The organism is Belnapia mucosa (assembly GCF_016775475.1).
Taxonomy (GTDB): Bacteria; Pseudomonadota; Alphaproteobacteria; order Acetobacterales; family Acetobacteraceae; genus Belnapia; species Belnapia mucosa.
The window spans coordinates 311478-335860 of the sequence record NZ_JAEUXJ010000002.1; the positions used below are offsets into that span (position 1 = coordinate 311478).

24 protein-coding genes are annotated in these 24383 nt (G+C 70.6%); 17 read left to right on the forward strand and 7 right to left on the reverse strand.

Going from position 1 to position 24383, the window contains the following annotated elements:
- Positions 1-80 precede the first annotated feature (80 nt).
- Entirely contained in the window at positions 81-758 is a 678-nt protein-coding gene (locus JMJ55_RS06130; protein ID WP_236033498.1) for a class I SAM-dependent methyltransferase, read from the forward strand.
- On the opposite strand, the gene JMJ55_RS06135 is transcribed toward JMJ55_RS06130, so the two are convergent.
- Together JMJ55_RS06135 and JMJ55_RS06140 are read right to left on the reverse strand one after the other, a co-directional pair.
- A complete protein-coding gene (locus JMJ55_RS06135) occupies positions 721-1431 on the reverse strand; it encodes a lytic transglycosylase domain-containing protein (protein WP_202824629.1) in 711 nt (236 codons plus the stop codon). The two genes, JMJ55_RS06130 and JMJ55_RS06135, sit on opposite strands and share 38 nt — an antisense overlap.
- Before the next feature lie 10 nt (positions 1432-1441).
- A complete protein-coding gene (locus JMJ55_RS06140; protein ID WP_202824630.1) occupies positions 1442-2758 on the reverse strand; it encodes an Nramp family divalent metal transporter in 1317 nt (438 codons plus the stop codon).
- A gap of 137 nt (positions 2759-2895) precedes the next feature.
- Here JMJ55_RS06140 and JMJ55_RS06145 point away from each other — a divergent pair, with 137 nt between their 5' ends.
- From JMJ55_RS06145 to JMJ55_RS06195, 12 genes are all read left to right on the forward strand, one after another.
- Positions 2896-3222, forward strand: a complete 327-nt coding sequence (locus JMJ55_RS06145) for an ArsR/SmtB family transcription factor (RefSeq protein WP_202824631.1) — start codon at positions 2896-2898, stop codon at positions 3220-3222.
- Positions 3223-3403: 181 nt separating this feature from the next.
- Positions 3404-4306 (forward strand): cytochrome c oxidase subunit II, encoded by a 903-nt coding sequence (gene coxB, locus JMJ55_RS06150; RefSeq protein WP_202824632.1) that lies wholly within the window; start codon positions 3404-3406, stop codon positions 4304-4306.
- Between the two features lie 36 nt (positions 4307-4342).
- Positions 4343-5938: a cytochrome c oxidase subunit I gene (ctaD, locus tag JMJ55_RS06155; RefSeq protein WP_202824633.1), complete on the forward strand. Its 1596-nt coding sequence runs from the start codon at positions 4343-4345 to the stop codon at positions 5936-5938.
- Between the two features lie 83 nt (positions 5939-6021).
- The gene (locus tag JMJ55_RS06160) at positions 6022-6945 is read left to right on the forward strand and encodes a heme o synthase (protein WP_202824634.1); all 924 of its coding nucleotides are present in this window, start codon (positions 6022-6024) and stop codon (positions 6943-6945) included.
- The gene (locus tag JMJ55_RS31530) at positions 6945-7073 is read left to right on the forward strand and encodes a hypothetical protein (protein WP_268885253.1); all 129 of its coding nucleotides are present in this window, start codon (positions 6945-6947) and stop codon (positions 7071-7073) included. The genes JMJ55_RS06160 and JMJ55_RS31530 overlap by 1 nt, the downstream gene beginning before the upstream one ends.
- Before the next feature lie 4 nt (positions 7074-7077).
- Entirely contained in the window at positions 7078-7689 is a 612-nt protein-coding gene (locus JMJ55_RS06165) for a cytochrome c oxidase assembly protein (protein WP_202824635.1), read from the forward strand.
- A gap of 95 nt (positions 7690-7784) precedes the next feature.
- Positions 7785-8636 carry a cytochrome c oxidase subunit 3 gene (locus JMJ55_RS06170; RefSeq protein WP_236033449.1) on the forward strand — a complete coding sequence of 284 codons (852 nt, stop codon included), beginning with the start codon at positions 7785-7787 and terminating at the stop codon, positions 8634-8636.
- A gap of 202 nt (positions 8637-8838) precedes the next feature.
- The gene (locus tag JMJ55_RS06175; RefSeq protein ID WP_202824636.1) at positions 8839-9519 is read left to right on the forward strand and encodes an SURF1 family protein; all 681 of its coding nucleotides are present in this window, start codon (positions 8839-8841) and stop codon (positions 9517-9519) included.
- On the forward strand, positions 9516-11003 hold the full coding sequence (locus tag JMJ55_RS06180; protein ID WP_202824637.1) for a carboxypeptidase M32: 1488 nt from the start codon (positions 9516-9518) through the stop codon (positions 11001-11003). The genes JMJ55_RS06175 and JMJ55_RS06180 overlap by 4 nt, the downstream gene beginning before the upstream one ends.
- Positions 11004-11055: 52 nt before the next feature.
- Complete coding sequence (locus JMJ55_RS06185) at positions 11056-12291, forward strand: cation:proton antiporter domain-containing protein (RefSeq protein ID WP_202824638.1); 1236 nt, start codon at positions 11056-11058, stop codon at positions 12289-12291.
- 68 nt (positions 12292-12359) lie between these two features.
- On the forward strand, positions 12360-13082 hold the full coding sequence (locus tag JMJ55_RS06190) for an alpha/beta hydrolase family protein (RefSeq protein WP_202824639.1): 723 nt from the start codon (positions 12360-12362) through the stop codon (positions 13080-13082).
- A gap of 59 nt (positions 13083-13141) precedes the next feature.
- Positions 13142-13924, forward strand: coding sequence for a hotdog family protein (locus tag JMJ55_RS06195; protein WP_202824640.1), 783 nt, complete (start codon positions 13142-13144; stop codon positions 13922-13924).
- Positions 13925-14024: 100 nt separating this feature from the next.
- Here JMJ55_RS06195 and JMJ55_RS06200 read toward each other — a convergent pair whose 3' ends face one another.
- The 5 genes from JMJ55_RS06200 to JMJ55_RS06220 form a co-directional block, all read right to left on the reverse strand.
- Entirely contained in the window at positions 14025-14774 is a 750-nt protein-coding gene (locus JMJ55_RS06200; RefSeq protein WP_202824641.1) for an SIR2 family NAD-dependent protein deacylase, read from the reverse strand.
- Complete coding sequence (locus JMJ55_RS06205; RefSeq protein WP_202824642.1) at positions 14764-16368, reverse strand: GMC family oxidoreductase; 1605 nt, start codon at positions 16366-16368, stop codon at positions 14764-14766. The genes JMJ55_RS06200 and JMJ55_RS06205 overlap by 11 nt, the downstream gene beginning before the upstream one ends.
- A gap of 31 nt (positions 16369-16399) precedes the next feature.
- A complete protein-coding gene (locus JMJ55_RS06210) occupies positions 16400-16993 on the reverse strand; it encodes a DUF938 domain-containing protein (protein ID WP_202824643.1) in 594 nt (197 codons plus the stop codon).
- Positions 16994-17113: 120 nt separating this feature from the next.
- Entirely contained in the window at positions 17114-18067 is a 954-nt protein-coding gene (locus JMJ55_RS06215) for a Bug family tripartite tricarboxylate transporter substrate binding protein (protein ID WP_202824644.1), read from the reverse strand.
- Between the two features lie 48 nt (positions 18068-18115).
- Positions 18116-19612 (reverse strand): FAD-dependent monooxygenase, encoded by a 1497-nt coding sequence (locus JMJ55_RS06220; protein ID WP_202824645.1) that lies wholly within the window; start codon positions 19610-19612, stop codon positions 18116-18118.
- 36 nt (positions 19613-19648) lie between these two features.
- Between JMJ55_RS06220 and JMJ55_RS06225 the strand changes: the two genes are divergently transcribed.
- The 4 genes from JMJ55_RS06225 to JMJ55_RS06240 are packed head-to-tail and all read left to right on the forward strand — an operon-like array spanning position 19649 to position 24360.
- The gene (locus JMJ55_RS06225) at positions 19649-20329 is read left to right on the forward strand and encodes a TetR/AcrR family transcriptional regulator (protein ID WP_202824646.1); all 681 of its coding nucleotides are present in this window, start codon (positions 19649-19651) and stop codon (positions 20327-20329) included.
- A gap of 11 nt (positions 20330-20340) precedes the next feature.
- The gene (gene thrC, locus JMJ55_RS06230; protein WP_202824647.1) at positions 20341-21747 is read left to right on the forward strand and encodes a threonine synthase; all 1407 of its coding nucleotides are present in this window, start codon (positions 20341-20343) and stop codon (positions 21745-21747) included.
- A 19-nt stretch (positions 21748-21766) separates the two neighbouring features.
- A complete protein-coding gene (locus tag JMJ55_RS06235) occupies positions 21767-23032 on the forward strand; it encodes a M16 family metallopeptidase (RefSeq protein ID WP_202824648.1) in 1266 nt (421 codons plus the stop codon).
- A complete protein-coding gene (locus JMJ55_RS06240; protein ID WP_202824649.1) occupies positions 23029-24360 on the forward strand; it encodes a TldD/PmbA family protein in 1332 nt (443 codons plus the stop codon). Before JMJ55_RS06235 ends, JMJ55_RS06240 begins: the two co-directional genes overlap by 4 nt.
- Positions 24361-24383: the final 23 nt, after the last annotated feature.

Here is a 24383-nt window from a genome sequence, read left to right on the forward strand (position 1 = left end):
ACCCGCTTGCGTCCTGCGCCCCATTGGTCTAGCGCAGGGGCCTGCCACCGGAGGAGAGCGGGGCCATTTCGCACGCCAGGCTGCAACAGCCGCACCGCAAGCCCATCGACCGCGAGGGACATCCCCGGGCCGCACTCGATGCCGGCGCCGTGCGGGATGCCTATCGCCGCTGGGCCGGAGTTTATGACGAGGTGTTCGGCGGCGTGTCCGGCGCCGGACGCCGCCGCGCCGTCGCCGCTGCCAACCGGCTGCCCGGAACCCGGGTGCTGGAAGTCGGGGTCGGCACCGGCCTCGCCCTGCCGCTCTACGATCCGCGCAAGCGGGTGGTGGGCATCGATCTCTCGCGCGACATGCTGCGCCGCGCCCGCGACCGGGTGGCGCGCGAGCGGCTGAGCAATGTGATCGGCCTGGTCGAGATGGATGCCGAGGCGATGGCCTTCGAGGATGCCAGCTTCGACATCGCCGTCGCCATGTTCACCGCGACCGTGGTGCCGGATGCGCGGCGCCTGTTCCGCGAGATGCGGCGGGTGGTCCGGCCGGGCGGGGAGCTGCTCTTCGTCAACCATTTCGCCGCCGAGGGCGGGCTGCGCTGGTGGGCCGAGCGGACGCTCGCCCCGCTCTCGCGCGTGCTCGGCTGGCATCCGGATTTCGCCCTGACGGATCTGCTCGAGGATCCGCGGCAGGCCGTCGAGATCGATCCCTGCCCGCCCTTCGGGCTATTCACCCTGGTGCGCGTGCCGAACCTGTCGCTCGCCTGACAGCGCCCGAGCAGGCGAGGCGCGGCCGGGCCGCGCCGCCGCCGCGCCGGATCACCAGGGAGGGCTGACGACCGGCGGCGCAAAGGCCGACGAGGCTGCGCGCCGCGAGCGGCACCGCCCCGCCCGCCGCCCAGGCCGTGCCGAGCCGCGCCAGCACAACCCGCCGCTGATAGCCGGCGCCGCGTTCCGGATCGGCCGAGTGGTATTGCGCGATGGCGTCCGCCCAATTGCCGGTCTGTGCCCTCAGCGCCTTCAGGAAGCCGATCGCGTAGCGGATATTGGTCGCCGGATCGAAGCCCTCGGCGAGGCCGGGGAAGGCGTCCGGGTGGTGCAGCAGGTTCACCTGCATGCAGCCGATATCGATGGAGCGGCGCCCGCCTTCCTGCGCGGCCCGGACGGCGGCCAGCGCCGCCTCCTTGCTCGGCTCGGCATGGCCTTCGCCGCCGGTATTCCAGCTCCAGGGCCAGGGCTCGAAGCGGCCGCTGCGCGGGTCGCCGCGGCCGGTCTCGACCAGGGCGATGGCCAGCAGCAGGCCGGGCGGCAGGCCGGAGCCGTGCTCGGCGGCCGTAATCGCGCGGCGGCAGGCGGTCCAGTGATCCTCCTGCGCCGCGGCCGCCAGGGGGAGAAGGAGCGGGAGCAGGCCGAGCAGCAGGAGCAGGAGGGGGAGGCGCATGGGGCGCAGCCTACCCCGCCAGGATCCCCCAGAGCAGTTTGAGGTTCAGCGCCACGATCACGACCGTGCTGGCCCAGCCGAGCAGGAGCTGCCAGCGCGGCGCAGCCTCCGCCCCCAGCCGCCGCCGGTCCCCGGCGAAGAGCATCAGCGGGATGACGGCGAAGGGGAGCTGGAGGCAGAGCACCACCTGGGAGAGGACGAGGAGCTGCGCCGTGCCGCTTTCCCCCTGCAGCCAGGTCACCACGATGGCCGGGATGATGGCGACCAGCCGGGTGATCAGCCGTCGCACGACGGGGGGCAGGCGCAGGCCGAGGAAACCCTCCATCACCACCTGGCCGGCGAGCGTCGCGGTGACCGTCGCATTCAGCCCGCAGGCCAGCAGCGCCACGGCAAACAGGGTGGCGGCGAGGGTTGTCCCGACCATCGGCGCCAGCAGCGCATAGGCTTCCTGGATCTCCGCCACCTCGGTGCGGCCGCCGGCATGGAAGACCGCGGCGGCGGTGACCAGGATGGCGGAATTCACCAGCAGGGCGAGGCCGAGGGCAAGGCTGCTGTCGATGGCGGCGAAGCGGATCGCCTCCCGCCGCTCGGCTTGGCTGGCGCCGACCGCGCGGGACTGCACCACGGCGGTATGGAGATAGAGGTTGTGCGGCATCACCGTGGCGCCGAGGATGCCGATGGCGATGTAGAGTTGCGCCTCATCTGCCAGGATCGAGCGCTGCGGGATGTAGCCGGCGAAGACCGCCGCCCAGTCCGGCTGGGCCAGGGCGAGCTGGACGGCGAAGCAGCCGAAGATCATCACGATCAGCCCGGCCACCAGCGCTTCCAGCCAGCGGACGCCGCGATGCTGCAGCCAGAGGATCAGCAACGCATCGAGCGCGGTGAGCACGACGCCGAGGAGGAGCGGGATGCCGAAGAGGAGTTCGAGCGCGATGGCCGTGCCGATCAGCTCCGCGAGGTCGGTGGCGCAGATCGCCACCTCGGCCAGCAGCCAGAGGGCGTAATTGACCGGGCGGGGGAAGCGGTCGCGGCAGAGCTGCGCCAGGTCCCGCCCCGTGGCGATGCCGATCCGCGCCGAGAGGGCCTGCAGCAGCATGGCCATGAGGCAGGAGAGCAGGGCGACCGAGAGCAGCGTGTAGCCAAAGGCCGAACCGCCGGCGAGGGCGGTGGCCCAGTTGCCGGGATCCATATAGCCGACGGCGACCAGGTAGCCCGGGCCGAGGAAGGCGGAGAAGCGGCGCAGCCAGCCCGCGGCATCCGGCACGCGGACGCTGCGGTGCATCTCCGGCAGGCTGACCTCGGGCGGCGGCTCGACGCGGGTCAACATGGGCCATCGGCGGCGCGGATGGCTGAACAGGTCTTCAACTGTTCAGAGGTTCCTTGTTTTTCAGAGGGTTAAGTCAGGATCGCAGTTGCGCTCGCGAGGCTTTCCTGTCAAGGCGCAAGCACGAGGGTGAGGGCCAGATGCGCGGACGAATCCGGATCGGCGACGACCAGGTGGTGGAGCTGGCGGAGATGTTCCGCCTGATGAGCGACCCGACGCGGCTGAAGATCATCCTCGCCTGCCTCGACGCGGCGGCGGCGGTGGGGGAGATGGCGGAGCGCCTGGGCATCTCGGCCTCGCTGGTCTCGCACCATCTGCGGCTGCTGCGCGCGGCGCGGCTGCTCCAGGCCGAGCGGCGCGGCCGGCAGGTCTTCTACGCGGTTCAGGACGAGCATATCCGCTCCATGCTCTCGGATATGGTGGACCATGTGGCCGAGGTCGATGCCGAGGCCGAAGCCGGCAGCTGATTTCTACCGCGCCAGACGGGCGACTTGCGGTTCCGCGGCGGACCCTCACTTGTGCGGTGCGGTGCTGGGCGACTATGGTCCGGCCGGCCGGCGTCCCCCAGGGAATCTCCATGCGGGGGACCTGCGGGCATGGCGGCACTCAGGCGATGCGCGCACCGCGCGCGAGCGGGCGGGATACGGAATGCAGCGGGTCATCGGTCGTTGGTTGGGGTGGGCTTCGGGGCTGGCGCTGGCGGCCCTGCTTGGCATGGTCGGGCCTGCCCTGGCGCAGGGTAGCGGCGCTTCCGGCGGGGTTGTGGGGGAGACCCATACCGATCTGGGCGGGCCGGTCCCCTGGGGGCTGGGGCTCCAGGCCGCGGGCGGCCCGGTGAAGGAAGCGATCCACGACTTCAACACGCTGGTGCTGTGGATCATCGTCCTCATCACCATCTTCGTCATGGTGCTGCTGGCCTATGTGATGTGGCGCTACCGCGAATCGGCGAACCCGAATCCGTCGCGGACCAGCCACAACACGCTGATCGAGATCGCCTGGACCGTGGTGCCGGTGCTGATCCTGCTGATCATCGCCATCCCGTCCTTCCGCCTCATTTATTATGAGGACCGGGCGCGCGATGCGGACCTGACGATCAACGTCCAGGGCCGGCAGTGGTACTGGCACTATGCCTATCCGGACAATGGCGACTTCGCCTTCGACAGCCGGCCGATTCCGGATGAGGACCTCAAGCCCGACCAGCCGCGCAACCTCGCGGTGGACGAGCCGCTGGTGATCCCGGTGGGCGCCAATATCCGGGTCCTGACCACAGGCCAGGACGTGATCCACAGCTTCTTCGTCCCCAGCCTCGGCGTGCAGAAATACACGATCCCGGGCCGGACGCTGGAGACCTGGTTCCGTGCCGACCGCCCGGGCACCTATTACGGCCAGTGCAACCAGATCTGCGGGACCAATCACTGGTTCATGCCGATCATGGTCCGCGCCGTGCCGCAGGCCGAGTTCCAGGCCTGGGTCGAGGAGGCGAAGAAGAAATACGCGGCGGAGGGCAGCCCGGCCGAGACCGGCACCCGCATCGCCGAGCTGAGCCGCTGAGCGGCGGCTGACCTAATCAAGCTACGAGGCGGATCCATGGCGCACGCCACAGACGCACATCACGACGGCCACCACGACCACACGCCCGGTTTCGTGGCGCGCTGGCTGTTCAGCACCAACCACAAGGATATCGGCACCCTCTATCTCATCTTCTCGGTCTTCGCCTCGGTCATCGGCGTCGGCCTGTCGATGCTGATGCGGATGGAGCTGCAGCAGCCGGGGCTTCAGTTCTTCGGCAGCGGCCAGGCCTGGAATACGGTGGTCAGCGCCCATGGCCTGATCATGGTGTTCTTCGTGGTCATGCCGGCCCTGATCGGCGGCTTCGGCAACTGGTTCGTGCCGCTGATGATCGGCGCGCCGGACATGGCCTTTCCGCGGATGAACAACATCAGCTTCTGGCTGCTGGTCCCGGCCTTCCTGCTGCTCGGCGCCAGCATGTTCATCGGCGAGGGCGCCGGCGCGGGCTGGACGATCTACACCCCGCTCTCCGACAGCGCCTACCACCCGGGCCCGTCGATGGACCTCGCGCTCTTCGCGCTGCACCTGGCCGGTGCCAGCTCGATCATGGGCGCGGCGAATTTCATCACGACCATCTTCAACATGCGCGCCCCGGGCATGACGCTGCACAAGATGCCGCTCTTCGTCTGGTCGATGCTGGTAACGGCCTTCCTGCTGCTGCTGGCGGTGCCGGTGCTGGCCGGCGCGATCACCATGCTGATTACCGACCGCAACTTCGGCACGGCCTTCTTCAACCCGGCGGGCGGCGGCGACCCGGTGCTGTTCCAGCACCTGTTCTGGTTCTTCGGCCACCCCGAAGTCTACATCATGATCCTGCCGGGCTTCGGCATCATCAGCCACGTCGTCTCGACCTTCAGCCGCAAGCCCGTCTTCGGCTATCTCGGGATGGCCTATGCGATGACCGCGATCGGCGTCGTGGGCTTCGTGGTCTGGGCGCACCACATGTTCACCTCGGGCATCGATGTGGACACGCGGGCCTACTTCATGGCCGCGACGATGGTCATCGCGGTGCCGACCGGCATCAAGATCTTCTCCTGGATCGCCACCATGTGGGGCGGCTCCATCAGCCTGAAGACGCCGATGCTGTTCGCCATCGGCTTCATCTTCCTCTTCACCCTCGGCGGCGTCACCGGCGTGAAGCTGGCCAATGCCAGCGTCGACGTGATCCTGCACAACACCTATTACGTGGTGGCGCACTTCCACTACGTGCTGTCGCTGGGCGCCGTCTTCTCGATCTTCGCCGGTTTCTACTACTGGATCGGCAAGATGAGCGGGAAGCCCTACCCGGAGTTCTGGGGCAAGGTCCATTTCTGGACGTTGTTCATCGGCGCCAACCTGGTCTTCTTTCCGCAGCACTTCCTGGGCGCCCAGGGCATGCCGCGCCGCTACCCGGACTATCCGGACGCCTTCTGGGGCTGGAACCTGGTCTCCTCCCTCGGCGCCTATCTCTCCACCGCCTCGATGTTCGTGTTCTTCTATGTCTGCTGGAAGACCTTCACCTCGAAGGAGCATCTGGCGGACAACTACTGGGGCGAGGGCGCGACCACCCTCGAGTGGCAGGTGAGCAGCCCGCCGCCCTTCCACACCTTCGAGGAACTGCCGCACGTTCGCTAAGGCAGGACCCGACCACCACCGAAAGCGCCACATCCCGAAGCCGGGGTGTGGCGTTTTCCGCTTCCAAGGCCTACATCGCAGCCATGAGCGACGTCACCGCAGCCGCCCCGCAGCAGGACCTGTCCGAGGTCAAGGACTGGGTCACCCTCCTGAAGCCGCGCGTCATCTCGCTGGTGGTCCTCACCGGCCTCTGCGGGCTGCTCGTGGCACCCGGCCACCTGAACCCGGTGCTGGCCATCGCCGCCGTGCTCTGCATCGCGCTCGGTGCCGGTGCCGCGGGCGCCATCAACATGTGGTACGACCGCGACATCGATGCGGTCATGCGCCGGACCCAGCACCGCCCCATCCCGGCCGGACGGATCGAGCCGGGGGCGGCGCTGGCCTATGGCGTCGGCCTCGCCGTCGCCTCCGTCCTCATCATGGGGTTGGCGACCAACTGGGTCGCGGCCGGAGTGCTGGCGGTCTCGATCGGCTTCTACGTCTTCGTCTACACCGCCTGGCTGAAGCGGCGGACCTCGCAGAACATCGTCATCGGCGGTGCGGCCGGGGCCTTCCCGCCGGTGATCGGCTGGGCGGCGGTGACCGGCGACGTGACGCTGGCGCCGATGCTGCTCTTTGCCATCATCTTCTTCTGGACCCCGCCGCATTTCTGGGCGCTCAGCCTCTTTGCCCATGCCGATTACGAAAAGGTCGGCGTGCCGATGCTGCCCGTCACCCATGGCGCACGGGAGACGCGGAAGCAGGTCCTGCTCTATACCCTGCTGCTGGTGCCGCTGACGCTGCTGCCGACGCTGCTCGGCTTCGCCGGCTGGCTCTATGCCGCGGCGGCGCTGCTGCTGGGGGCCGAGTTCCTGCGCCATGCCGTCGCCGTCTGGCGCGACCGGCAGGATGCCGAAGGGCGCAGCCTGACCAAGGACGCGCCCGCCCGTAAGGCCTTCCGCTACTCGCTGCTCTACCTCGCGCTGCTCTTCCTCGCGCTGGTGGTGGACAAGGCGGTCCTCGGCTGATGACGCCCGAGCAGCGCACCGATCTCGACCGCCGGCGGCGGCAGAAGAACTGGGCCGTGCTTGGCGTATTGGTCGTCCTGGTGGCCCTGTTCTTCGCCATCAGCGCCGCCCGCGTCCTGAGGGGATGAACCGATGACCCCGCGTGACCAGCTTCGCCGCCGCAACCGCCGGCTCGGCCTGGCGGTGGGTGGATTCGTGGCCGGCATGGTCGGCCTCGCCTTCGCCTCCGTCCCCCTCTACGACATGTTCTGCCGCGCCACCGGCTATAACGGCACGGTGCAGGCGGGCGGGCCGGCGGCCCCGGGGGCGGGGGAGCAGGTCATGACGATCCGCTTCAACGCCACCACCCATCCCGGCCTGCCCTGGCGCTTCGGGCCCGAGACGCCGAGCATGCGGCTCCGCGTCGGCGAGGAGGGGATGGGCTTCTACCGGGCGGAGAACCTCTCCGGCACGCCGGTCACCGGCGTCGCCACCTACAACGTCACGCCCGAGGTGGTGGGGAAGTATTTCCACAAAACCGCCTGCTTCTGCTTCGACGAGCAGACGCTGGAGCCGGGGCAGCGGGCGGATATGCCGCTCTCCTTCTGGGTCGATCCGAAGATTGCCGATGACCCGAATACGCGCGGCATCCGCACCATCACCATCAGCTATACCTTCTTCCGCAGCCTCGACGATGCGGCCCGGTCCGGGGCGCTGGCCAATGCCGGCGAACATGTGGGGCCGCGGCGCACCGCAACGCCCTGATCCAGGGCCCAACCGGGCTTGATCCGGCCGGGGTTTTGGGGATTGATGCGCCGCAACCGGCGGGGCCTTCCTCCCGCCCGTGATCAGGACGCGCCATGGCCAGCTCCTCCGATATGACGGCGACCGCGGAAGCCCCGCCGCTGCACAAGCACCCCTACCACCTGGTGGACCCGTCCCCCTGGCCGCTGGCTGGCGCCTTCGCCGGCGGCGCGCTGGTGCTGGGGATCGTCCTGCTGGCGCATTACGGCATCTGGTGGATGCTCTATCTGGGCGTCGCCGGCGTGCTGGCGACGATGTTCTTCTGGTGGCGTGACGTCATCCGCGAATCGCGGACCCCGGGGATGCATACCCCGATCGTGCGGATCGGCCTGCGCTACGGGATGATGCTGTTCATCGCCTCCGAGGTGATGTTCTTCGTCGCCTTCTTCTGGGCCTATTTCCACTTCGCGCTCTATCCGCAGCATGTCTCCGGCGCGACCGAGGCGGTGTGGCCGCCGCATGGGGTGCTGACCTTCGACCCCTTCGGCCTGCCCTTCCTGAACACCATGATCCTGCTGCTGTCGGGCTGCACGGTGACCTGGGCGCATCACGCCCTGCTGCACAACGACCGCAAGTCGCTGATCACCGGCCTGGCGCTGACGGTCCTTCTCGGCCTCTCCTTCACCTCGCTGCAGGCGGTGGAATATGCCGAGGCGCCGTTCAAGTTCACCGGCGGCGTCTATCCCTCCACCTTCTTCCTTGCCACCGGCTTCCACGGCTTCCATGTGATCGTCGGGACCACCTTCCTGCTGGTCTGCCTGATCCGCGCCATGCGCGGCCATTTCACCCCGAACCGGCATTTCGGCTTCGAGGCGGCGGCCTGGTACTGGCACTTCGTGGACGTGGTCTGGCTGTTCCTCTTTGTCTGCATTTACTTCCTGGGCGCCGGCGAGATCGCCGAGCACTAGACCACGATCCGCGGTCATGGGATCGCGGAGCATGGTCTAGTCCGTTGTTTGGTCGCGTGATTCACGCCTTCGGCTGTTCCAGCCTCCGGCGATCACGCTCTGGCCGCCCACGAGGCTTGCCTCCGGCAGGGGCCGCTGTCCGCATCGCGGCAGCGGCCCTTTCTTTTGGCGGCGGCCGCTGTTGCCCCCATATCGGACCGTGATGCGCCGCTTCCTTCCCATCCTCGCCAGCCTGCCGGTGCTGGCCGCGCTGATCGCGCTCGGCACCTGGCAGGTCCATCGCCTGCACTGGAAGACCGACATGCTGGCGCGGATCGCCGCCGCCGAGGCGGGGCCGCCCCGCCCGCTGGCGGCGACGCCCGAGCCCTATGCGAAGGTCGTCGCCACCGGCCGCTTCGACCATGGGCGGGAGGTGCTGCTGGGCATCGAGCTGCGCGGCACCACGCTCGGCGCGCATCTGGTGACGCCGCTGCTGCGGCCGGAGGCGCCGCCGCTGCTGGTGGATCGCGGCTGGGTGCCGCTGGAGCGGGACCGCCCGCTCGACCGGCCGGAGGGCGAGGTGGCCGTCACCGGATATGTCCGGGGGGTCGATACCCGCGACTGGAACAGCCCGCGCGACGATACGGCTGGGCGGCGCTTCTGGGTCTTCGACCCGGCCGTGATCGGCGCCGCGCTCGGCCTACCGCCGCCGGCGCCCTTCGGGCTGGTCGCGCTGGTCGGGCCGGGCGCTCCGGTCGGGCAGCTGCCCGCCGCCGCGCGGAGCCTGCCGCGGCCGGACAACCCGCATCTCGGCTATGCCATCACCTGGTATGGGCTCGCCGCCGCGCTGGTCGGCGTGGTCCTCGCCTTCATCCTCCGCCGCACCCGGGAGTCCGCCGCATGAGCGAGGCCTATGCCCGCCTGAAATCCCGCTTCGCCCGCATCGCCACCCTCGGCGAGGCGAGCGCCATGCTGCATTGGGATGCGAGCGCGATGATGCCGCCCGCGGGCGGCGCCGCGCGGGGCGAACAGCTCGCGGTGCTGGCCGGCCTCGGGCACGAACTGCTGACCGCGCCCGAGGTGGCGGAGGACCTGGCCGCCGCCACGGCCGAGGGCAAATGGGATGCGGCCAACCTTGCCCTGATGCGCCGCGCCCATCGCCGCGCGACGGCCCTGCCGACCGCGCTGGTCGAGGCGCGGGAGCGGGCGAATGCCGCCTGCGAGAAGGTCTGGCGCACCGCCAAGGCCGGGGCCGATTTCGCCCTGGTCCGCCCCTATCTCGAGGAGGTGGTGGCGCTCCAGCGGGAGACGGCGGCGGCGCTCTCCACGGCGCTCGGCCTCTCGCCCTATGACGCGCTGATGGATGGCTACCAGCCCGGTATCGGCGCCGCCGATGTCGAGCCGGTCTTCACCGCCTATGAGGCCTTCCTGCGCGAGGCTCTGCCGAAGGCCGAGGCGATCCAGGAGCGCCGTGGCGCGCCGCTGCCCCTGCCGGGGCCCTTCCCGGTCGAGACGCAGCGGGTGCTCTGTCGCGCCCTCTCGGCCCGGCTCGGCCTCGATTACGATGGGGCGCGGCTGGATGAGAGCCTGCATCCCTTCTGCGGCGGGACGCCGACCGATATCCGCATCACCACCTTCTACGACCCGGAGGAGGTCGGGAAGGCGCTGATGGGCGTGCTGCACGAGACCGGGCATGCGCTCTATGAGGCCGGGCTGCCCGCCGCCTGGGCCCGCCAGCCGGTCGGCGAGGCCTCCGGCATGGCGGCGCATGAATCGCAGAGCCTGATCATCGAGATGCAGGCCTGCAGGTCGGATGCCTTCCTCGGCTTCCTCGGCGGCGAGTTGCACCGGGCCTTCGGCGGCGACCCCGCGGCCTATGCGACGGCCAATCTCGCCCGGCACTGGCGCCGCGTCTCCCGCGGCTTCATCCGCGTCGATGCGGATGAACTGACCTATCCGGCCCATATCATCCTGCGCTTCCGGCTGGAGCGGGCGCTGATCGGTGGCGAACTGGCGGTGCGCGACCTGCCGGGCGCCTGGGCGGAGGGCTTCCGGGCGCTGCTCGGCATCGCGCCACCGGACGATGCCAAGGGCTGCCTGCAGGACATCCATTGGCATGACGGCGCCTTCGGCTACTTCCCCAGCTACACCCTGGGCGCCATGGCGGCGGCGCAGCTGATGGGCGCGGCGCGGCGGGCGGTGCCGGGTCTCGATGCGGCGATGGGGCGCGGCGAGATGGCGCCGCTGGTCGGCTGGCTGCACACGCATGTGCATGGCCAGGGCTCGCGGCTCGGCTTCCAGGACCTGCTGCGGGCCGCGACGGGCAAGCCGCTCGACACAGCCGATTTCACCGACCACCTGCGGCGGCGCTACTTGCAGGAGGCGTGACCGCCGGCGCCGCCGGGGTGCGTGGCGCAGCGGGAACGGATAGAAGGTGCGCATGCCGCACCACATCCCGCTCATCACCACACTGGCTGCGGCGCTGACGGCGGCGCTGCTGCTCGGCGTCCTTGCGCGCAAGCTGCGCCTGCCGCCGCTGGCCGGCTACCTGCTGGCGGGGGTATTGATCGGCCCGCACACGCCGGGCTTCGTCGGCGACCAGGCCCTGGCCGGGGAGCTGTCCGAGATCGGCGTCATCCTGCTGATGTTCGGCGTCGGGCTGCATTTCTCGCCGCGGGAACTGGCCGAGGCGCGCGGCGTCGCGGTGCCGGGGGCGCTGGTGCAGATGGGCCTGGCGACGCTGCTCGGCTGGGGCCTGGCGCGGCTCTGGGGCTGGACGGATGGGCAGGGGCTGGTCTTCGGCATCTGCCTCTCGGTCGCCAGCACGGTGGTGCTGCTGCGCGCCTTGCAGGAACGCGGCGCGGTCGAGAGCCATGCCGGCAAGGTCGCGGTCGGCTGGCTGGTGGTGGAGGATCTGGCGATGGTCCTCGCCCTGGTGCTGGTGCCGGTCGGCGCGGCGCTGCTGGATGGGCGGGTGCCGGCCGGGATGCTGACCGGCGTCGGGGTGGGGCAGGGGGACATCCTGCTCTCGCTGCTCATCACCCTTGGCAAGGTTGCGGCCTTCGTGGCGCTGATGCTGGTGGTGGGCAGCCGGGTGCTGCCCTGGCTGCTCTCGCTGGTCGGCGGGCTGCGCTCGCGGGAGCTGTTCTCGCTGGCGGCGCTGGTCGCCGCGCTCGGCGTCGCCTTCGTCGCCTATGCGGCCTTCGGCGTCTCCTTCGCGCTCGGCGCCTTCCTCTCGGGGCTGGTGCTCGGCCAGTCGGCGCTGAGCCAGAAGGCCGCCGAGCAGACCTTGCCGCTGCGCGACGCCTTCGCGGTGCTGTTCTTCGTCTCGGTCGGCATGCTGTTCGACCCGGCGATCCTGCTGCGGGAACCGGTGGCGGTGCTGGCGGCGGCGCTGGTGGTGATGTTCGGCAAATCCGCCGCCGCCTGGGGCATCGCCCGGCTGCGCGGGATGAGCCAGGGCGAGGCGCTGATGATCGCCGCCTCCCTCGCCCAGATCGGTGAGTTCAGCTTCATCCTGGCCGGGCTCGGCGTGGCGGAGCGGGTGATGCCGGCGGTCGGGCGTGACCTGGTCCTGGCGGTGGCGCTGCTGACCATCGCGCTGAACCCGGTGATGTTCTGGCTGGCGGACCGGCTGGCGGCGCGGGGCCAGGTGGCAGGCGGGGCGGGGGCCTGATCGGCCAAGTCTTCACGCTGCCAGATCGGTTTGCTAGAGAAGACATCCCACATCTGCAACGGGATGCTATGTACGATCTCCTCGGCCTCGCGCGCATCGCCGACGACGTCTATGGCGATGCCAGCAACTCCGTCATGCTCAAGGATTGGCATACGGACCACCTGCAGGACCTCCACGAGAACGACAATTTCCGCGTCCGCGCCTATTGGCGGGCGAAGGGGCGGATCGCCTGCGTCTGCTTCCGCGGCACGGCGAATGGCAAGGATGCGGTGGTCGCCGATCTCGGCGGCATTGGCCTCGGCCTGAATGCGCTGGCGATGAAGCTGAATGACGCGGTGGAGTTCACCGCCAATGTCGCTCGCCGGACGGAGGTCTGCTGGCTGACCGGCCATTCCCTTGGCGGGGCCTTCGCCCAGCTCGTTGGTGCCATCTGCCAGATGCCGGCGGTGACCTGGAATGCGCCGGGCGCCCTGGCCCTGCTGAACCAGATGTCGGGCAACCCGATCCGGGCGTTGGTCGGCGGCGCCGGATCGGCCGGGGCGAGCGTCCTGGCCAGCCTCGCCAGCTTCGGCCTCGGCGGCCAGGTCGTGAGCTATTTCAACAAGGCCGCGGCCGGCATGGGCAACGACGCCTTTCCGCCGGTGGCCAATTTCCGCGGCAACATGGACCCGGTGAGCCTGCTCGGCGTCCATATCGGCACCCCGGTCCAGACCATCGACTGCCCGACGCAGCTGCCGCATCCGCACAGCATGCTGCCGCTCATCGCGGCGCTGGAACGCCGGAAGACCTGAACCGGGGCTTGCCGCCCGGCCGTGATGGCGACAGGCTACAGGCCTTGGGGAGGAAGGCCATGTCCGGGCTCCATGAAGTCACCGCCCGCAACCTCTCGGCCACATCCGAGAACAAGATCCATGACGATGCGGTAGCGCGACGCTTCGGCTTCACCGGGGCGCTGGTGCCGGGGGTGGAGGTCTATGCCTATGCCGTCCATCCGGCGGTCGAGCGCTGGGGCCATGACTGGCTGGCGCAGGGCGCGGCCGAGATCCGCTTCCAGTCGCCGGTCTATGACGGCGACCGCGTCACCGCCGAGGCCGGCGAGGCGGAGGAGGGGCTGAGCCTCGCCGTCCGCCGCGGCGAGGATGTCTGCGCCACCGGCCGGGCCTGGATACCCGCCGACCCGCCGCAGGTCCCGCGCGAGGCGGAATGGCGCGCCCCGCCGGCTGAGCGCCCGCCGGCCAGCGAGGAAAGCCTCGCCCCCGGCCTCTGGCTCTGCACCCGGCCGCTCGAGGTGACGCCGGCGCTGGCGGCGGAATACCTCGCGGCGGTGGGCGAGACGGATGAGCTCTATGAGACGGAGGGCCTGGTCCATCCCGGGCTGGTGCTGCGGCAGTGCAACCAGGCGCTGGTGCAGAATGTGCGGCTCGGACCCTGGATCCATGTCGGCTCGCGGGTGCGGAACCTGGCGCCGGCGCAGGTCGGGCAGGTGCTGGAGGTCCGGGCCCTGATCACCTCCAACACCGAGCGCAAGGGGCACCGGATCGTCGAGCTGGAGGCGATGGTGTTCGACGGGCAGGGGCTGATGCTGGCGATGGTCGCGCATACCGCGATCTGGCGGCCGCGGCAGGTTGGCTAGAGCGGTTTCCGTTCGCACTGGCTCACGGACCTCGCTCTAGCTTGTTGTTTTGGCGAGCAAATTTCTCCGACCAGATGATTCCATCTGATCGGAGTTTGCTCTAGTTGACCCCGACCGCGCCGCCGAGCACGTCGCCGATGCCGCGATGGATGACGAGGTCGGCGATCTCGTCCAGCCCCGTCTCCTGGTTGTTCACGATCGCAAGCTGCGCGCCGGCCCGCTTCGCCAGCTCCGGAAATCCCGCCGCCGGATAGACCACGAGGGAGGAGCCGAGCACCAGGCAGAGATCGGCCGCCAGCACCTCCTCCTCGGCCCGGACCATGGCGGCGGCCGGCATGGACTGGCCGAAGCTGACCGTCGCGGTCTTGATGAGGCCGCCGCAATGCCGGCAATCCGGCACGTCGCCATCGCGCTCGAAGGCGCCGCGCAGCTCCTCGATCGAATAGCGGCTGCTGCAATCGAGGCAGGCGCCATAGGTGGTGTTGCCATGCAGCTCGATCACCTGGCGCTCCGGGATGCCGGAGGCCTGGTGCAGCCCGTCGATATTCTGGGTGATGACGGCGGCGACCTTGCCCTCCCGCACCAGCCGGGCGACGGCGCGGTGGCCGCGATTAGGCTCGGCGGTGCGCAGGGTCGCATCGGCGGCGAAGCGGCGGCGCCAGCTCTCGCGCCGGGCGGCGGCCGAGGCGAGGAAGTCCTGGAACATGATAGGCTTCATCTGCTCCCAGACGCCGCCCGGGCTGCGGAAATCGGGGATGCCCGATTCCGTGCTGATGCCGGCGCCGGTGAAGACCACGGCGCGGCGCGACCCTTCCAGCAGGCGCCGCAGCGCCGCGATGTCATCCCCCATGGCCCATATCCTCCCGGATCATGGCCGCCCCTTTCTCGCCGATCATGATGGTCGGCGCATTGGTGTTGCCCGTGGTCAGCGTGGGCATGACCGAGGCATCGATGACGCGGAGCCCGCCGATGCCGCGCAGCCGGAGCCGGCTATCCACCACGCTGGCCGGATCCTCGCCCATGCGGCAGGTCCCGACCGGGTGATAGATGGTGGTGCCATACTGCCGCATGCAATCCAGCAGCGCGTCGTCGGTTTCGCAGCCGGGGCCGGGCACGATCTCGAAGGCGCTGTGCCGGGCGATGGCGGGGGCGGCGAAGATGCGCCGCGCCGCGTGCAGCCCGGCCATCATCACCTGCTGGTCGGAACGCTGGCTGAGATAATTGGGCTGGATCGCCGGTGCCTCGAAGGGGTCGGCGGATCTGGCCAGGATGGTGCCGCGGCTGTCCGGCCGCACCGGGCAGACGGCGCAGGTCATGCCCGGCTCCCGCTCCAGCACGCCGAATTGCTGCGGGTCGTAGCTGGCCGGGGTAAACAGCAGCTGGAGGTCGGGGCTCGCCAGCCCCTCGCGCGAGCGGCAGAAGACCTGGGCGGTGGTGACGCCGAAGGTCAGCGCGCCGCGGCCCTGGAAGGCGAAGCGCAGCGCCTCCCCCGCCAGGCGGATGCCGCGCGCGAGCTGGTTGGTGGAGACGGCATCGCGCACCCGGTGCTGCACCCGGGCGACGTAATGGTCCTGCAGGTTGTGGCCGACGCCCGGCACATCCAGCAGCGCCTCGATGCCGATCGAGCGCAGATGCTCGGCCGGGCCGATGCCCGAGACCTGGAGGAGATGCGGCGAATTCACCGCGCCGCCGGAGAGGATCACCTCCCGCCGCGCCCGCACCTCATGCTCGGCGCCGTCACGGCGGAAGCGGGCGCCGATGCAGCGGCGGCCCTCGAAGATCAGGCGGGTCGCCGGCGCATCCGTCTCGACCCGGAGGTTCTGGCGGCCGCGGGCGGCGGCGAGGAAGGTACGGGCGGTCGAGCCGCGGAAGCGGCCGATCCGGGTCATCTGCGAATAGCCGACGCCCTCCTGCTCCTCGCCATTCAGGTCGCGGCGGAAGGCGTGGCCGGCCTGCTGCGCGGCTTCCACGAAGCGGTGGGTGAGGGGGAGGATGGTGCGGTAGTCCTCGACCTTGAGGACGCCGCCCTGGCCGCGATAGGCGGGGTCGCCGCCCTGCACGTAGTGCTCCGACTGGCGGAAGAAGGGCAGGACATCCTCGAAGCTCCAGCCGCGGCAGCCCATCTGCGCCCAGAGGTCGAAATCGGCCGGGTTGCCGCGGACATAGAGCATGCCGTTGATGGAGCTGGACCCGCCGAGGACGCGGCCACGCGGCCAGCGGATCGGCCTTCCGGCGCTGCCGGGGCCGGGCTCGGACATGTAGTTCCAGTTGACCCTTGGGTTGTAGATCAGCCGCAGCATCCCGGCGGGGATATGGATCCAGGGATAGGTGTCGCGCGGCCCGGCCTCGAGCAGGGTCACCTGTGCGCCGGTCTCGCTGAGGCGGCTGGCGACCACGCAGCCGGCCGAGCCGGCGCCGATCACCAGGTAGTCGGTCTCGATCATCGCTTCTCCCCCTGGCATCCAGGGTGGCGCATCAGCCGGGGCGCCGGAAGACCAGGGTGAGGTTGTTGGCCGGCATCTCTTCGGCGACTGGTGGGCCGAAGCCCTGCGCGGCGGCCGCGGCGGCGACGGATTCGAGGTCCCGGACGCCCCATTCCGGGTCGCGGGCGCGGAGATCCGCATCGAAGGCGGCATTGCCCGGCGCGGTATGGGCGCCGCCGCGGCGGTAGGGGCCATAGAGGATCAGCGGCCCGCCGGGCGCGAGGCAGCGCGCCGCGCCGCGCATCAGGCCGAGCGTCGCCGCCCAGGGGGCGATATGGATCATGTTGATGCAGAGCACGGCATCGGCCGCTGGCCAGTCCTCGCCGGTGGCATCGAGCGCCAGGGGTGGGCGGAGATTGGCGAGGCCGGCGCCCCAGGCGGCGATGCTGGTGCGCGCCGCGGGCTCGGGGTCGCTCGGCTGGAAGGTAAGCCCGGGCAGGGCGGCGGCGAAATGCGCGGCATGCTCGCCGGTGCCGCTGGCGACTTCCAGCACCAGCCCGGCCGGCGGCAGGTGGCGGCGCAGGACGGCGAGGATCGGCTCGCGGTTGCGCAGCGTGGCGGGGGCGTAGCGGCGGGCGTCGGTCACGGGCTGTCCCTGCCGCGCTCCCGTGCGGCCGCCTCCAGGGTCGCCCAGAGCCAGTCGTCGAGTTCGACCATGATCGGTCCATTCATGGCGGGGCCTTCCTGCCGGGAAACGCGGACGAGCCTAATCCGGCCTGATCCCCGCCGTCTTCACCACCGGCCCCCAGACCGTGGCGAAATCCGCCACCACCCGCTGATAGGCCGCCGCATCCAGCGGCCGGGCCGGCGGATAGAGCCCCGCCGCCTCCAGCCGCCGCGCCAGGTCGGGGGCGGCGGTGATGCGATTCACCTCGGCATTGATGCGCGCGACCAGTGCCGGCGGCAGGCCGCGTGGCCCGCTGATGCCGGTCCAGGAGGTGGCGGTGAGCTGCGGGAAGCCGAGCGCGGCATAGGTCGGCACGCCAGGCAGCGCCGCGAAGGGCTCGGCGCTGCTGACCGCCAGCGCCCGGGCCTGGCCGCCCGCCAGCGCCCCGGTGGTGCCGGCCAGCGGCGTCAGCAGGCTGTCCACCTGGCCGCTGACCAGATCCTGCAAGGCGGGGCCGGTGCCGCGATAGGGCACATGGATCAGGCGCGCGCCGGTCAGCCGCGCCAGCAGTTCCCCCTGTAGGTGCTGCAGGCTGCCGATGCCGGTACTGGCGAAGCTGAGGCCCTGCCGCCAGCTCTCGGCGGCACGGAGGTAGTCGGCGAAGCCATGGAAGCGGCTGCCGGCCGGCACCAGCAGCACCGTCGGCGTCTCGGCCACCAGGACGATATGGGTGAAGTCGCGGTCGCTGTCATAGGGCGGCCTCTCCTGCGCCAGGGGCACGATCCCATGCGGCGAGGTGTTGGAGATGCCGAGCGTCGTGCCATCCGGCGCCGCGCGGGCGATCGCCTCCGCCCCCAGCATCCCGCCGGCGCCGGGCCGGTTCTCGATCACAATCACCCGGCCGAGCGCCGCGGCCAGCGGCGGCACCACCAGCCGCGCCGTGGTGTCCGAGGCGCCACCGGGCGCGAAGGGGACGATCATGCGGATCGGCGGCCCGCCCTGCGCCGCGGCGGCGAGCGGGACGAGCAGCAGCAGGGTCAGCAGGGCGCGCATGGAACCTCCATCCATTGCACGGCCGCTGCAAGCCGCGTGCCGCGAGGCCTAGCGAAAGGCCAGGCCGTGCCGCGCCACATACACCTCCAGGTACAGCGGGTCCTGGTTGGCCCAGGCGAGGCCGACATGCCCATCCGGCCGGACCAGATAGGCGGCGTCGCGTTGCAGCCCTGCTTCCTGCGCCGCCTCGCCCCAGGGATAGGCCGCGGCGGCAAGGCCAAGCCGCTGCGACGCATCGGCGAGGGCGGGTGCCAGCGCGCCATGCACCTCGAGCCGCCAGTCGAAGCGGTCGTATTCGGCCCCCGGCACCCAGGGCATGCGGTCCCCGGCCGCGACCTCGCCGCCCTCGCCCTCGCTGAGCGGGCTCTCGGGATAGGCGATGCGGATCTGGGAGACGGTGCTGAAGAAGGCGTGACGCACCGGCACGAAGCCGGTGAGGAGGGGCAGCAGGCGCGGCACCAGCCAGCGTCGGAGGAAGCGGCTGCCGCCGCCGCTGCCGGTCATGGCCTGGAAGGCGCGGTCGGTGGTCCGAACCAGGCTGCGGGCGAAGCCGATCCGCTCGGCCTCGTAGCTGTCGAGGAGTGCGGGCGCGGCCCGGCCCCCCTGCACGGCGGCCAGCTTCCAGGCGAGGTTCAGCGCATCGCCGATGCCGGTATTCATGCCCTGGCCGCCGGCCGGGCTGTGAATATGCCCGGCATCGCCGGCGATGAAGGCCCGGCCGCTGCGGAAATGCGCGGCGACCCGGTGATGGACATGATAGGTCGAAAACCAGTTCACCGCCTCGACCCGAATGCCGAGCAGCGCCTCGACCTCGGGCTGGATCGCCTCGAAGCGGAGATCCTCCTGGTCGGCCAGCCGCTCAGGCAGGAGGCCGAGCAGGCGCTGCATGCCGCTGCTGCGGACCGGGAACATCAGGGTGAGGCCGCGTTCGGCCAGGTTGACGGTAAGGTCGGTCTGGAAGGGGCCGGCGATCCGCACATCGGCGACATAGAAGCGCTGCGGATAGGTGCCGCCGGGGAAGCCGGGCGCCAGCGCCTCCCGCACCCGGCTATGGGCGCCGTCGCAACCGCAGATCCAAGCGGCGGAGCACTCAGAATCGGCGCCGCCCTGGCGCAGCCGCGCCCGCACCCCGGCCGCATCCTGGGTGAAGCCGAGCAATTCGGTGTTCCACTCCACCCGGATCCCGATCCCCTCCAACGCCGCGACCAGCAGGCGTTCATGGTCGTCCTGGGGGAAGGCGAGGGCGAAGGGGTAGGGGCTGAGGCCCTGGCCGAAATCCTCGAGCGAGAATTGCGCCACCTCCGCACCCTCTTCGCGCAGATGCACCGCCCGCACCGGGATGCCGCCGGCGAGGACGGCATCGGCGATGCCGAGCCTGCGGTAGAGTTCCAGCGTCCGCGCCTGGACCGCCATGGCGCGCGAGGCCCGGCCGGGGCCGGGAGCCTTGTCGATGATCCGGAAGGGCTGACCGAGCCGGGCAAGGGCCAGGGCGAGCACGAGGCCGGTCGGGCCAGCGCCGACGATCAGGATCTGGGCTTCGGACATGGACATTCCCTCCCACCAGTGGCCTAAACTGACCCAATGGTCAGTCCAGCGGCAAGTAAAAATGACCTCAGGGTCAGCAAGCCCGCGCGATCGCGCGGCCCGAGCCCGGCCAAGACCGCCCGCACACGGGAGGCCATCATCGCCGCAGCGCTCGACCTGTTCCTGGAAGGCGGCTTCGCCGCCACCCGCATGGCCGATGTCGCGGCGCGGGCGGGCATCGCCAAAGGCACGCTCTACCTCCACTTCGCCGACAAGGCGGCGCTGTTCGAGGGCGTGCTGCAGCAGGTGATCGCCGAGCCGCTCTCCGGCCTCGTGGGCGCCGTGATCGGGCCGGAGGAGAGGGTGCGGGACTTCCTGTGGCGCATGGCCGGGCCGGTGCTGCGGGACATGGAAACCTCCCGCCGCGGGCCGGTGCTGCGGTTGATCCTGGCCGAGGGCGGGCGCTTCCCCGTGCTGGCCGAGACCTATCGCCGCCTGGTCATCGATCCCGGCATGGCTGCCTTCCGTCACCTCGCCCGCCGGGCGCTGGAGCGCGGCGAGATCCAGAGCGATGCGCTGGCGCGTTTCCCCCAGCTCATGGCCGGGCCGGCGGTGCTGGCGGTGCTGTGGAACGGCCTCTTCGCCGGGGAGGATCCGATCGAGCCGGAGGCGATGTTCCTCGCCTGGCTCGACCTCGTCTTCGGCCCGCCCCTCCCGTCCGAGGGCGGGACAGGCTAGAGAAGGGCTGCATGCGCTATATCAGCACCCGCGGCGAGGCCGCGCCCCGCGATTTCGAAGGCGTCCTGCTGGCCGGCCTGGCCGAGGATGGCGGCCTCTTCCTGCCCGAGACCTGGCCCGGCCTCTCGCCCGCCGAATGGCGCGGGCTGCGCGGCCTGCCCTATGCCGAGCTCTCGGCCCGGCTGATCCACCTCTTCGCCGGGGAGACGCTGCGCTTCGAGACGCTGCGGGCGATGACCGGGGAGGCCTATGCCGGCTTCGGCCATCCGGCCGTCGCGCCGCTGGTGCAGCTCGACCACCGTACCTTCGCGCTGGAGCTGTTCCACGGCCCGACCCTCGCCTTCAAGGACATGGCGATGCAGCTGCTCGGGCGGCTCTTCGACCATGCGCTGGCGCGGCGGGGGGAGCGGATCACCATCGTCGGCGCGACCTCGGGCGATACCGGCTCGGCGGCGATCGAGGCCTGCCGCGACCGCCATGCGATCGACCTCGTCATGCTTCATCCGGAGGGACGGACCTCCGAGGTGCAGCGGCGGCAGATGACGACGGTGCTCTCGCCGAACATCGCCAACCTCGCCATCCAGGGCAGCTTCGACGACTGCCAGGACCTGGTGAAGGCGATGTTCAACGACTCGCCTTTCCGGAGGGAGATGCGGCTCGCCGCGGTCAATTCCATCAACTGGGCCCGGGTCGCGGCACAGATTCCCTACTACGCCTATGCCGCGCTCGCGCTCGGGGCGCCGGACCGGCCGGTGGCCTTCAGCGTGCCGACCGGCAATTTCGGCAATGTGCTGGCGGCCTGGGCGGTGCGGCGGATGGGACTGCCGGTGGAGCGCCTCATCATCGGTGCCAACCGCAACAACATCCTGGCCCGCTTCCTCGCCGCGAACGACATGTCGATCCGCGGGGTGGAGCCGAGCTTCTCACCCAGCATGGACATCCAGGTCAGCTCGAATTTCGAGCGGCTGCTGTTCGAGCTGCTGGGCCGCGACGGCGCCGCGACGGCGGCGGTGATGGGCCGCTTCCGGACCGAGGGCCATATGCCGGTGCCGGATGCCGCCTGGCGGGAGGCGACGCAGCTCTTCCACGGCTTCAGCCTGGACGATCCGGGGACGCTGGCGGAGATTCGGCATCTCTGGACCACGGCCGGCTATCTGGCCGATCCCCACACCGCCGTCGGCACCGCCGCCGCCCGGGCCAAGGCGCCGGAGGATGCGGCGATCCCGGTGGTGGTCGCGGCCACCGCGCATCCGGCGAAATTCCCGGATGCGGTGGAACGGGCGACCGGCCTCCGGCCCCCTCTGCCGCCGCGGTTGGCCGACCTATATGAGCGGGAGGAGCGCTATGCCGTCCTCCCCGACGCGCTCCCGGGCGTGGAGGCATTCGTCCGTGCCCATGCCCGCCGCAACATGACCTGAGCGAAAGAATCTGCACCGTATGACCGAAGCCGTCCGCGTCACCCGCCTGCCCAACGGCCTCACCATCGTCTCCGAGACCATGCCGCGCGTCGAGACCGTGTCCTTCGGCGCCTATGTCTCCGCCGGCACGCGGAACGAGAGCGAGGCGGAGAACGGCGTCTCCCATTTCCTCGAGCACATGGCCTTCAAGGGCACCGAGCGGCGCGACGCGGCGACCATCGCGCGCGACATGGAGAATGTCGGCGGCCACCTGAACGCCTATACGGCGCGCGAACAGACCGCCTACTACGCCAAGGTCCTGAAAGAGGACCTGCCGCTCGCCGCCGATATCATCGGCGACATCCTGACCCATTCCACCTTCATCCCGGATGAGCTGGAGCGCGAGCGCGGCGTCATCCTGCAGGAGATCGGCCAGGCCAACGACACGCCGGACGACATCGTCTTCGACCATTTCCAGTCCACGGCCTATCCCGGCCAGCCCATGGGCCGCCCGACGCTCGGCACCGAGGACATCATCAAGCGCATGAAGCGCGAGGTGCTGACCGGCTACATGCAGCACCATTACGGACCGGAGCGCATGGTGGTCGCCGCCGCCGGCGCGCTGGAGCATGACCGGCTGCTGGGACTGGTCGAGCAGCATTTCCGCGACCTGCCCACGGTGGCCCCGCCGCCGCCCGAGCCCGCCCGCTACCAGGGCGGCGAGTTCCGCGAAGAGCGGGACCTCGACCAAGTGCATATCGTCCTCGGCTTCCCCGGCTGCGGCTACAACCACCGCCTGCATTACCCGAGCCTGCTGCTGAGCACGCTGCTCGGCGGCGGCATGTCCTCCCGCCTGTTCCAGGAGATCCGGGAGAAGCGGGGCCTCGTCTATTCCATCTATTCCTTCGCCCATCCCTTCGCCGATGGCGGGCTCTTCGCCGTCTATGCCGGGACCGGCGAGACGGAGGCGGAGGAGCTGGTGCCGGTGACGCTGGAGGAGCTGCGCAAGGTCCAGCGCGACGTGACCCAGGATGAGCTGGACCGCGCCAAGGCGCAGCTCCGCGCCAGCCTGCTGATGAGCCTCGAGAGCACGGGCAGCCGCACCGAGCAGCTCGCCCGGCAGATCCAGGTGCATGGGCGGGTGATCCCGATCGAGGAGACCAAGGCGAAGATCGCCGCCGTCACCATCGAGCAGGTCCAGGAAGCCGCCGCCGAGGCCTTCCGCGGCACCCCGACCCTGGCCGCGCTCGGCCCGGCCACCAAGGTTCCGGGCGTCGCCGAAATCGCCGCGAGGCTCGTCGCATGACCTCCCACGCCGAAACCCTCCAGGATCTGGTCGCCGCCGCTCGCCGGGCCGGCGCCGATGCCGCGGATGCGCTGCTGGTCGCCTCGGCCTCCCTCTCGGTCGGGCGCCGGCTCGGCAAGATCGAGCAGCTGGAACGCGCCGAGGGCTTCGACCTCGGGCTGCGCGTCTTCATCGGCCAGCGGCAGGCGGTGGTCGCCTCGACCGATCCCTCGCCGCGCGGCTTCCAGGCGCTGGCCGAGCGTGCCGTCGCCATGGCGAAGGTGGTGCCGGAGGATCCCTTCGCCGGCCTGCCCGAGGCGCCCGACGGGCTGATCGCCTCGGCGCTCGAGCTGGAGGACCCGGCCGAGCCGAGCGCCGAGGACCTCATCGCCCGCTGCGCCGCGGCCGAGGATGCCGCGCTGGCCATCGCCGGCGTGACCAATTCCGAGGGCGCCGAGGCCGGCTTCTCCCGCTACACCATCGCCCTCGCGGCCTCGAACGGCTTCGCCGGGGAATATGCCCGCACCAGCCATTCCATCTCGGCCACCGCGCTGGCGGGGCAGGGGACGGGGATGGAACGGGACTATGACTATTCCAGCGCCGTCTTCCTCGCGGACCTGGAGGACGCGGCCGCCATCGGCCGCCGCGCCGGGGAAAAGGCGGTGGCGCGGCTGAACCCGACCCGACCGAAGACCGCCCGCCTGCCGGTGGTCTATGACCCGCGCGTGGCGACCTCGCTGCTCGGCCATCTGGCCGGTGCCATCAACGGTGCCGCCGTGGCGCGGGGGACCAGCTTCCTGCGCGACCGGCTGGGCCAGCGCGTCATGGCCGCGGGCCTCACCGTCATCGACGACCCGACCCGCCGCCGCGGCTTCCGCAGCCGGCCCTTCGACGGGGAGGGGATGCAGGGCATCCGCCGGTCCATCGTCGAGGATGGTGTGCTGACCACCTGGATCCTCGACTGGCGCAGCGCCCGGCAGCTCGGCATGACCTCAACCGGCCATGCCAGCCGCGGCACCGGCGGCCCGCCCGGCCCGGCGCCGTCCAACCTCTATCTGGCCGCGGGCAGCATGACGCCGGCGGCGCTGATGGCCGATATCCGCGAGGGCCTCTACGTCACCGAGCTGATCGGCATGGGGGTCAATGGCGTCACCGGCGACTATAGCCGCGGCGCCGCCGGCTTCATGATCCGCGATGGGGCGCTGGCCGAGCCGGTCTCCGAGGTGACCATCGCCGGCAACGTCAAGGAGATGCTGCTGCACATGACGCCGGCCGACGACTTGGAATTCCGCCGCGGCACGGACAGCCCGACCGTGCGGGTGGAAGGGCTGACCATGGCGGGCGGCTGAGCCCGCCCGCGCCTTCACCGAAA

What these genes read in the sequence shown, in the direction of transcription:
- JMJ55_RS06225 (WP_202824646.1), top strand. Translation starts at nt 19,649, where the DNA reads ATGGTCAGTCCAGCGGCAAGTAAAAATGACCTCAGGGTCAGCAAGCCC.
- JMJ55_RS06220 (WP_202824645.1), bottom strand. Translation starts at nt 19,612, where the DNA reads ATGTCCGAAGCCCAGATCCTGATCGTCGGCGCTGGCCCGACCGGCCTC.
- JMJ55_RS06170 (WP_236033449.1), top strand. Translation starts at nt 7,785, where the DNA reads ATGGCCAGCTCCTCCGATATGACGGCGACCGCGGAAGCCCCGCCGCTG.
- JMJ55_RS31530 (WP_268885253.1), top strand. Translation starts at nt 6,945, where the DNA reads ATGACGCCCGAGCAGCGCACCGATCTCGACCGCCGGCGGCGGCAGAAG.
- JMJ55_RS06135 (WP_202824629.1), bottom strand. Translation starts at nt 1,431, where the DNA reads ATGCGCCTCCCCCTCCTGCTCCTGCTGCTCGGCCTGCTCCCGCTCCTT.
- JMJ55_RS06140 (WP_202824630.1), bottom strand. Translation starts at nt 2,758, where the DNA reads ATGTTGACCCGCGTCGAGCCGCCGCCCGAGGTCAGCCTGCCGGAGATG.
- JMJ55_RS06195 (WP_202824640.1), top strand. Translation starts at nt 13,142, where the DNA reads ATGTCCGGGCTCCATGAAGTCACCGCCCGCAACCTCTCGGCCACATCC.
- JMJ55_RS06145 (WP_202824631.1), top strand. Translation starts at nt 2,896, where the DNA reads ATGCGCGGACGAATCCGGATCGGCGACGACCAGGTGGTGGAGCTGGCG.
- JMJ55_RS06185 (WP_202824638.1), top strand. Translation starts at nt 11,056, where the DNA reads ATGCCGCACCACATCCCGCTCATCACCACACTGGCTGCGGCGCTGACG.
- thrC (WP_202824647.1), top strand. Translation starts at nt 20,341, where the DNA reads ATGCGCTATATCAGCACCCGCGGCGAGGCCGCGCCCCGCGATTTCGAA.
- JMJ55_RS06180 (WP_202824637.1), top strand. Translation starts at nt 9,516, where the DNA reads ATGAGCGAGGCCTATGCCCGCCTGAAATCCCGCTTCGCCCGCATCGCC.
- JMJ55_RS06175 (WP_202824636.1), top strand. Translation starts at nt 8,839, where the DNA reads ATGCGCCGCTTCCTTCCCATCCTCGCCAGCCTGCCGGTGCTGGCCGCG.
- ctaD (WP_202824633.1), top strand. Translation starts at nt 4,343, where the DNA reads ATGGCGCACGCCACAGACGCACATCACGACGGCCACCACGACCACACG.
- JMJ55_RS06200 (WP_202824641.1), bottom strand. Translation starts at nt 14,774, where the DNA reads ATGGGGGATGACATCGCGGCGCTGCGGCGCCTGCTGGAAGGGTCGCGC.
- JMJ55_RS06160 (WP_202824634.1), top strand. Translation starts at nt 6,022, where the DNA reads ATGAGCGACGTCACCGCAGCCGCCCCGCAGCAGGACCTGTCCGAGGTC.
- JMJ55_RS06190 (WP_202824639.1), top strand. Translation starts at nt 12,360, where the DNA reads ATGTACGATCTCCTCGGCCTCGCGCGCATCGCCGACGACGTCTATGGC.
- JMJ55_RS06205 (WP_202824642.1), bottom strand. Translation starts at nt 16,368, where the DNA reads ATGATCGAGACCGACTACCTGGTGATCGGCGCCGGCTCGGCCGGCTGC.
- coxB (WP_202824632.1), top strand. Translation starts at nt 3,404, where the DNA reads ATGCAGCGGGTCATCGGTCGTTGGTTGGGGTGGGCTTCGGGGCTGGCG.
- JMJ55_RS06215 (WP_202824644.1), bottom strand. Translation starts at nt 18,067, where the DNA reads ATGCGCGCCCTGCTGACCCTGCTGCTGCTCGTCCCGCTCGCCGCCGCG.
- JMJ55_RS06165 (WP_202824635.1), top strand. Translation starts at nt 7,078, where the DNA reads ATGACCCCGCGTGACCAGCTTCGCCGCCGCAACCGCCGGCTCGGCCTG.
- JMJ55_RS06235 (WP_202824648.1), top strand. Translation starts at nt 21,767, where the DNA reads ATGACCGAAGCCGTCCGCGTCACCCGCCTGCCCAACGGCCTCACCATC.
- JMJ55_RS06240 (WP_202824649.1), top strand. Translation starts at nt 23,029, where the DNA reads ATGACCTCCCACGCCGAAACCCTCCAGGATCTGGTCGCCGCCGCTCGC.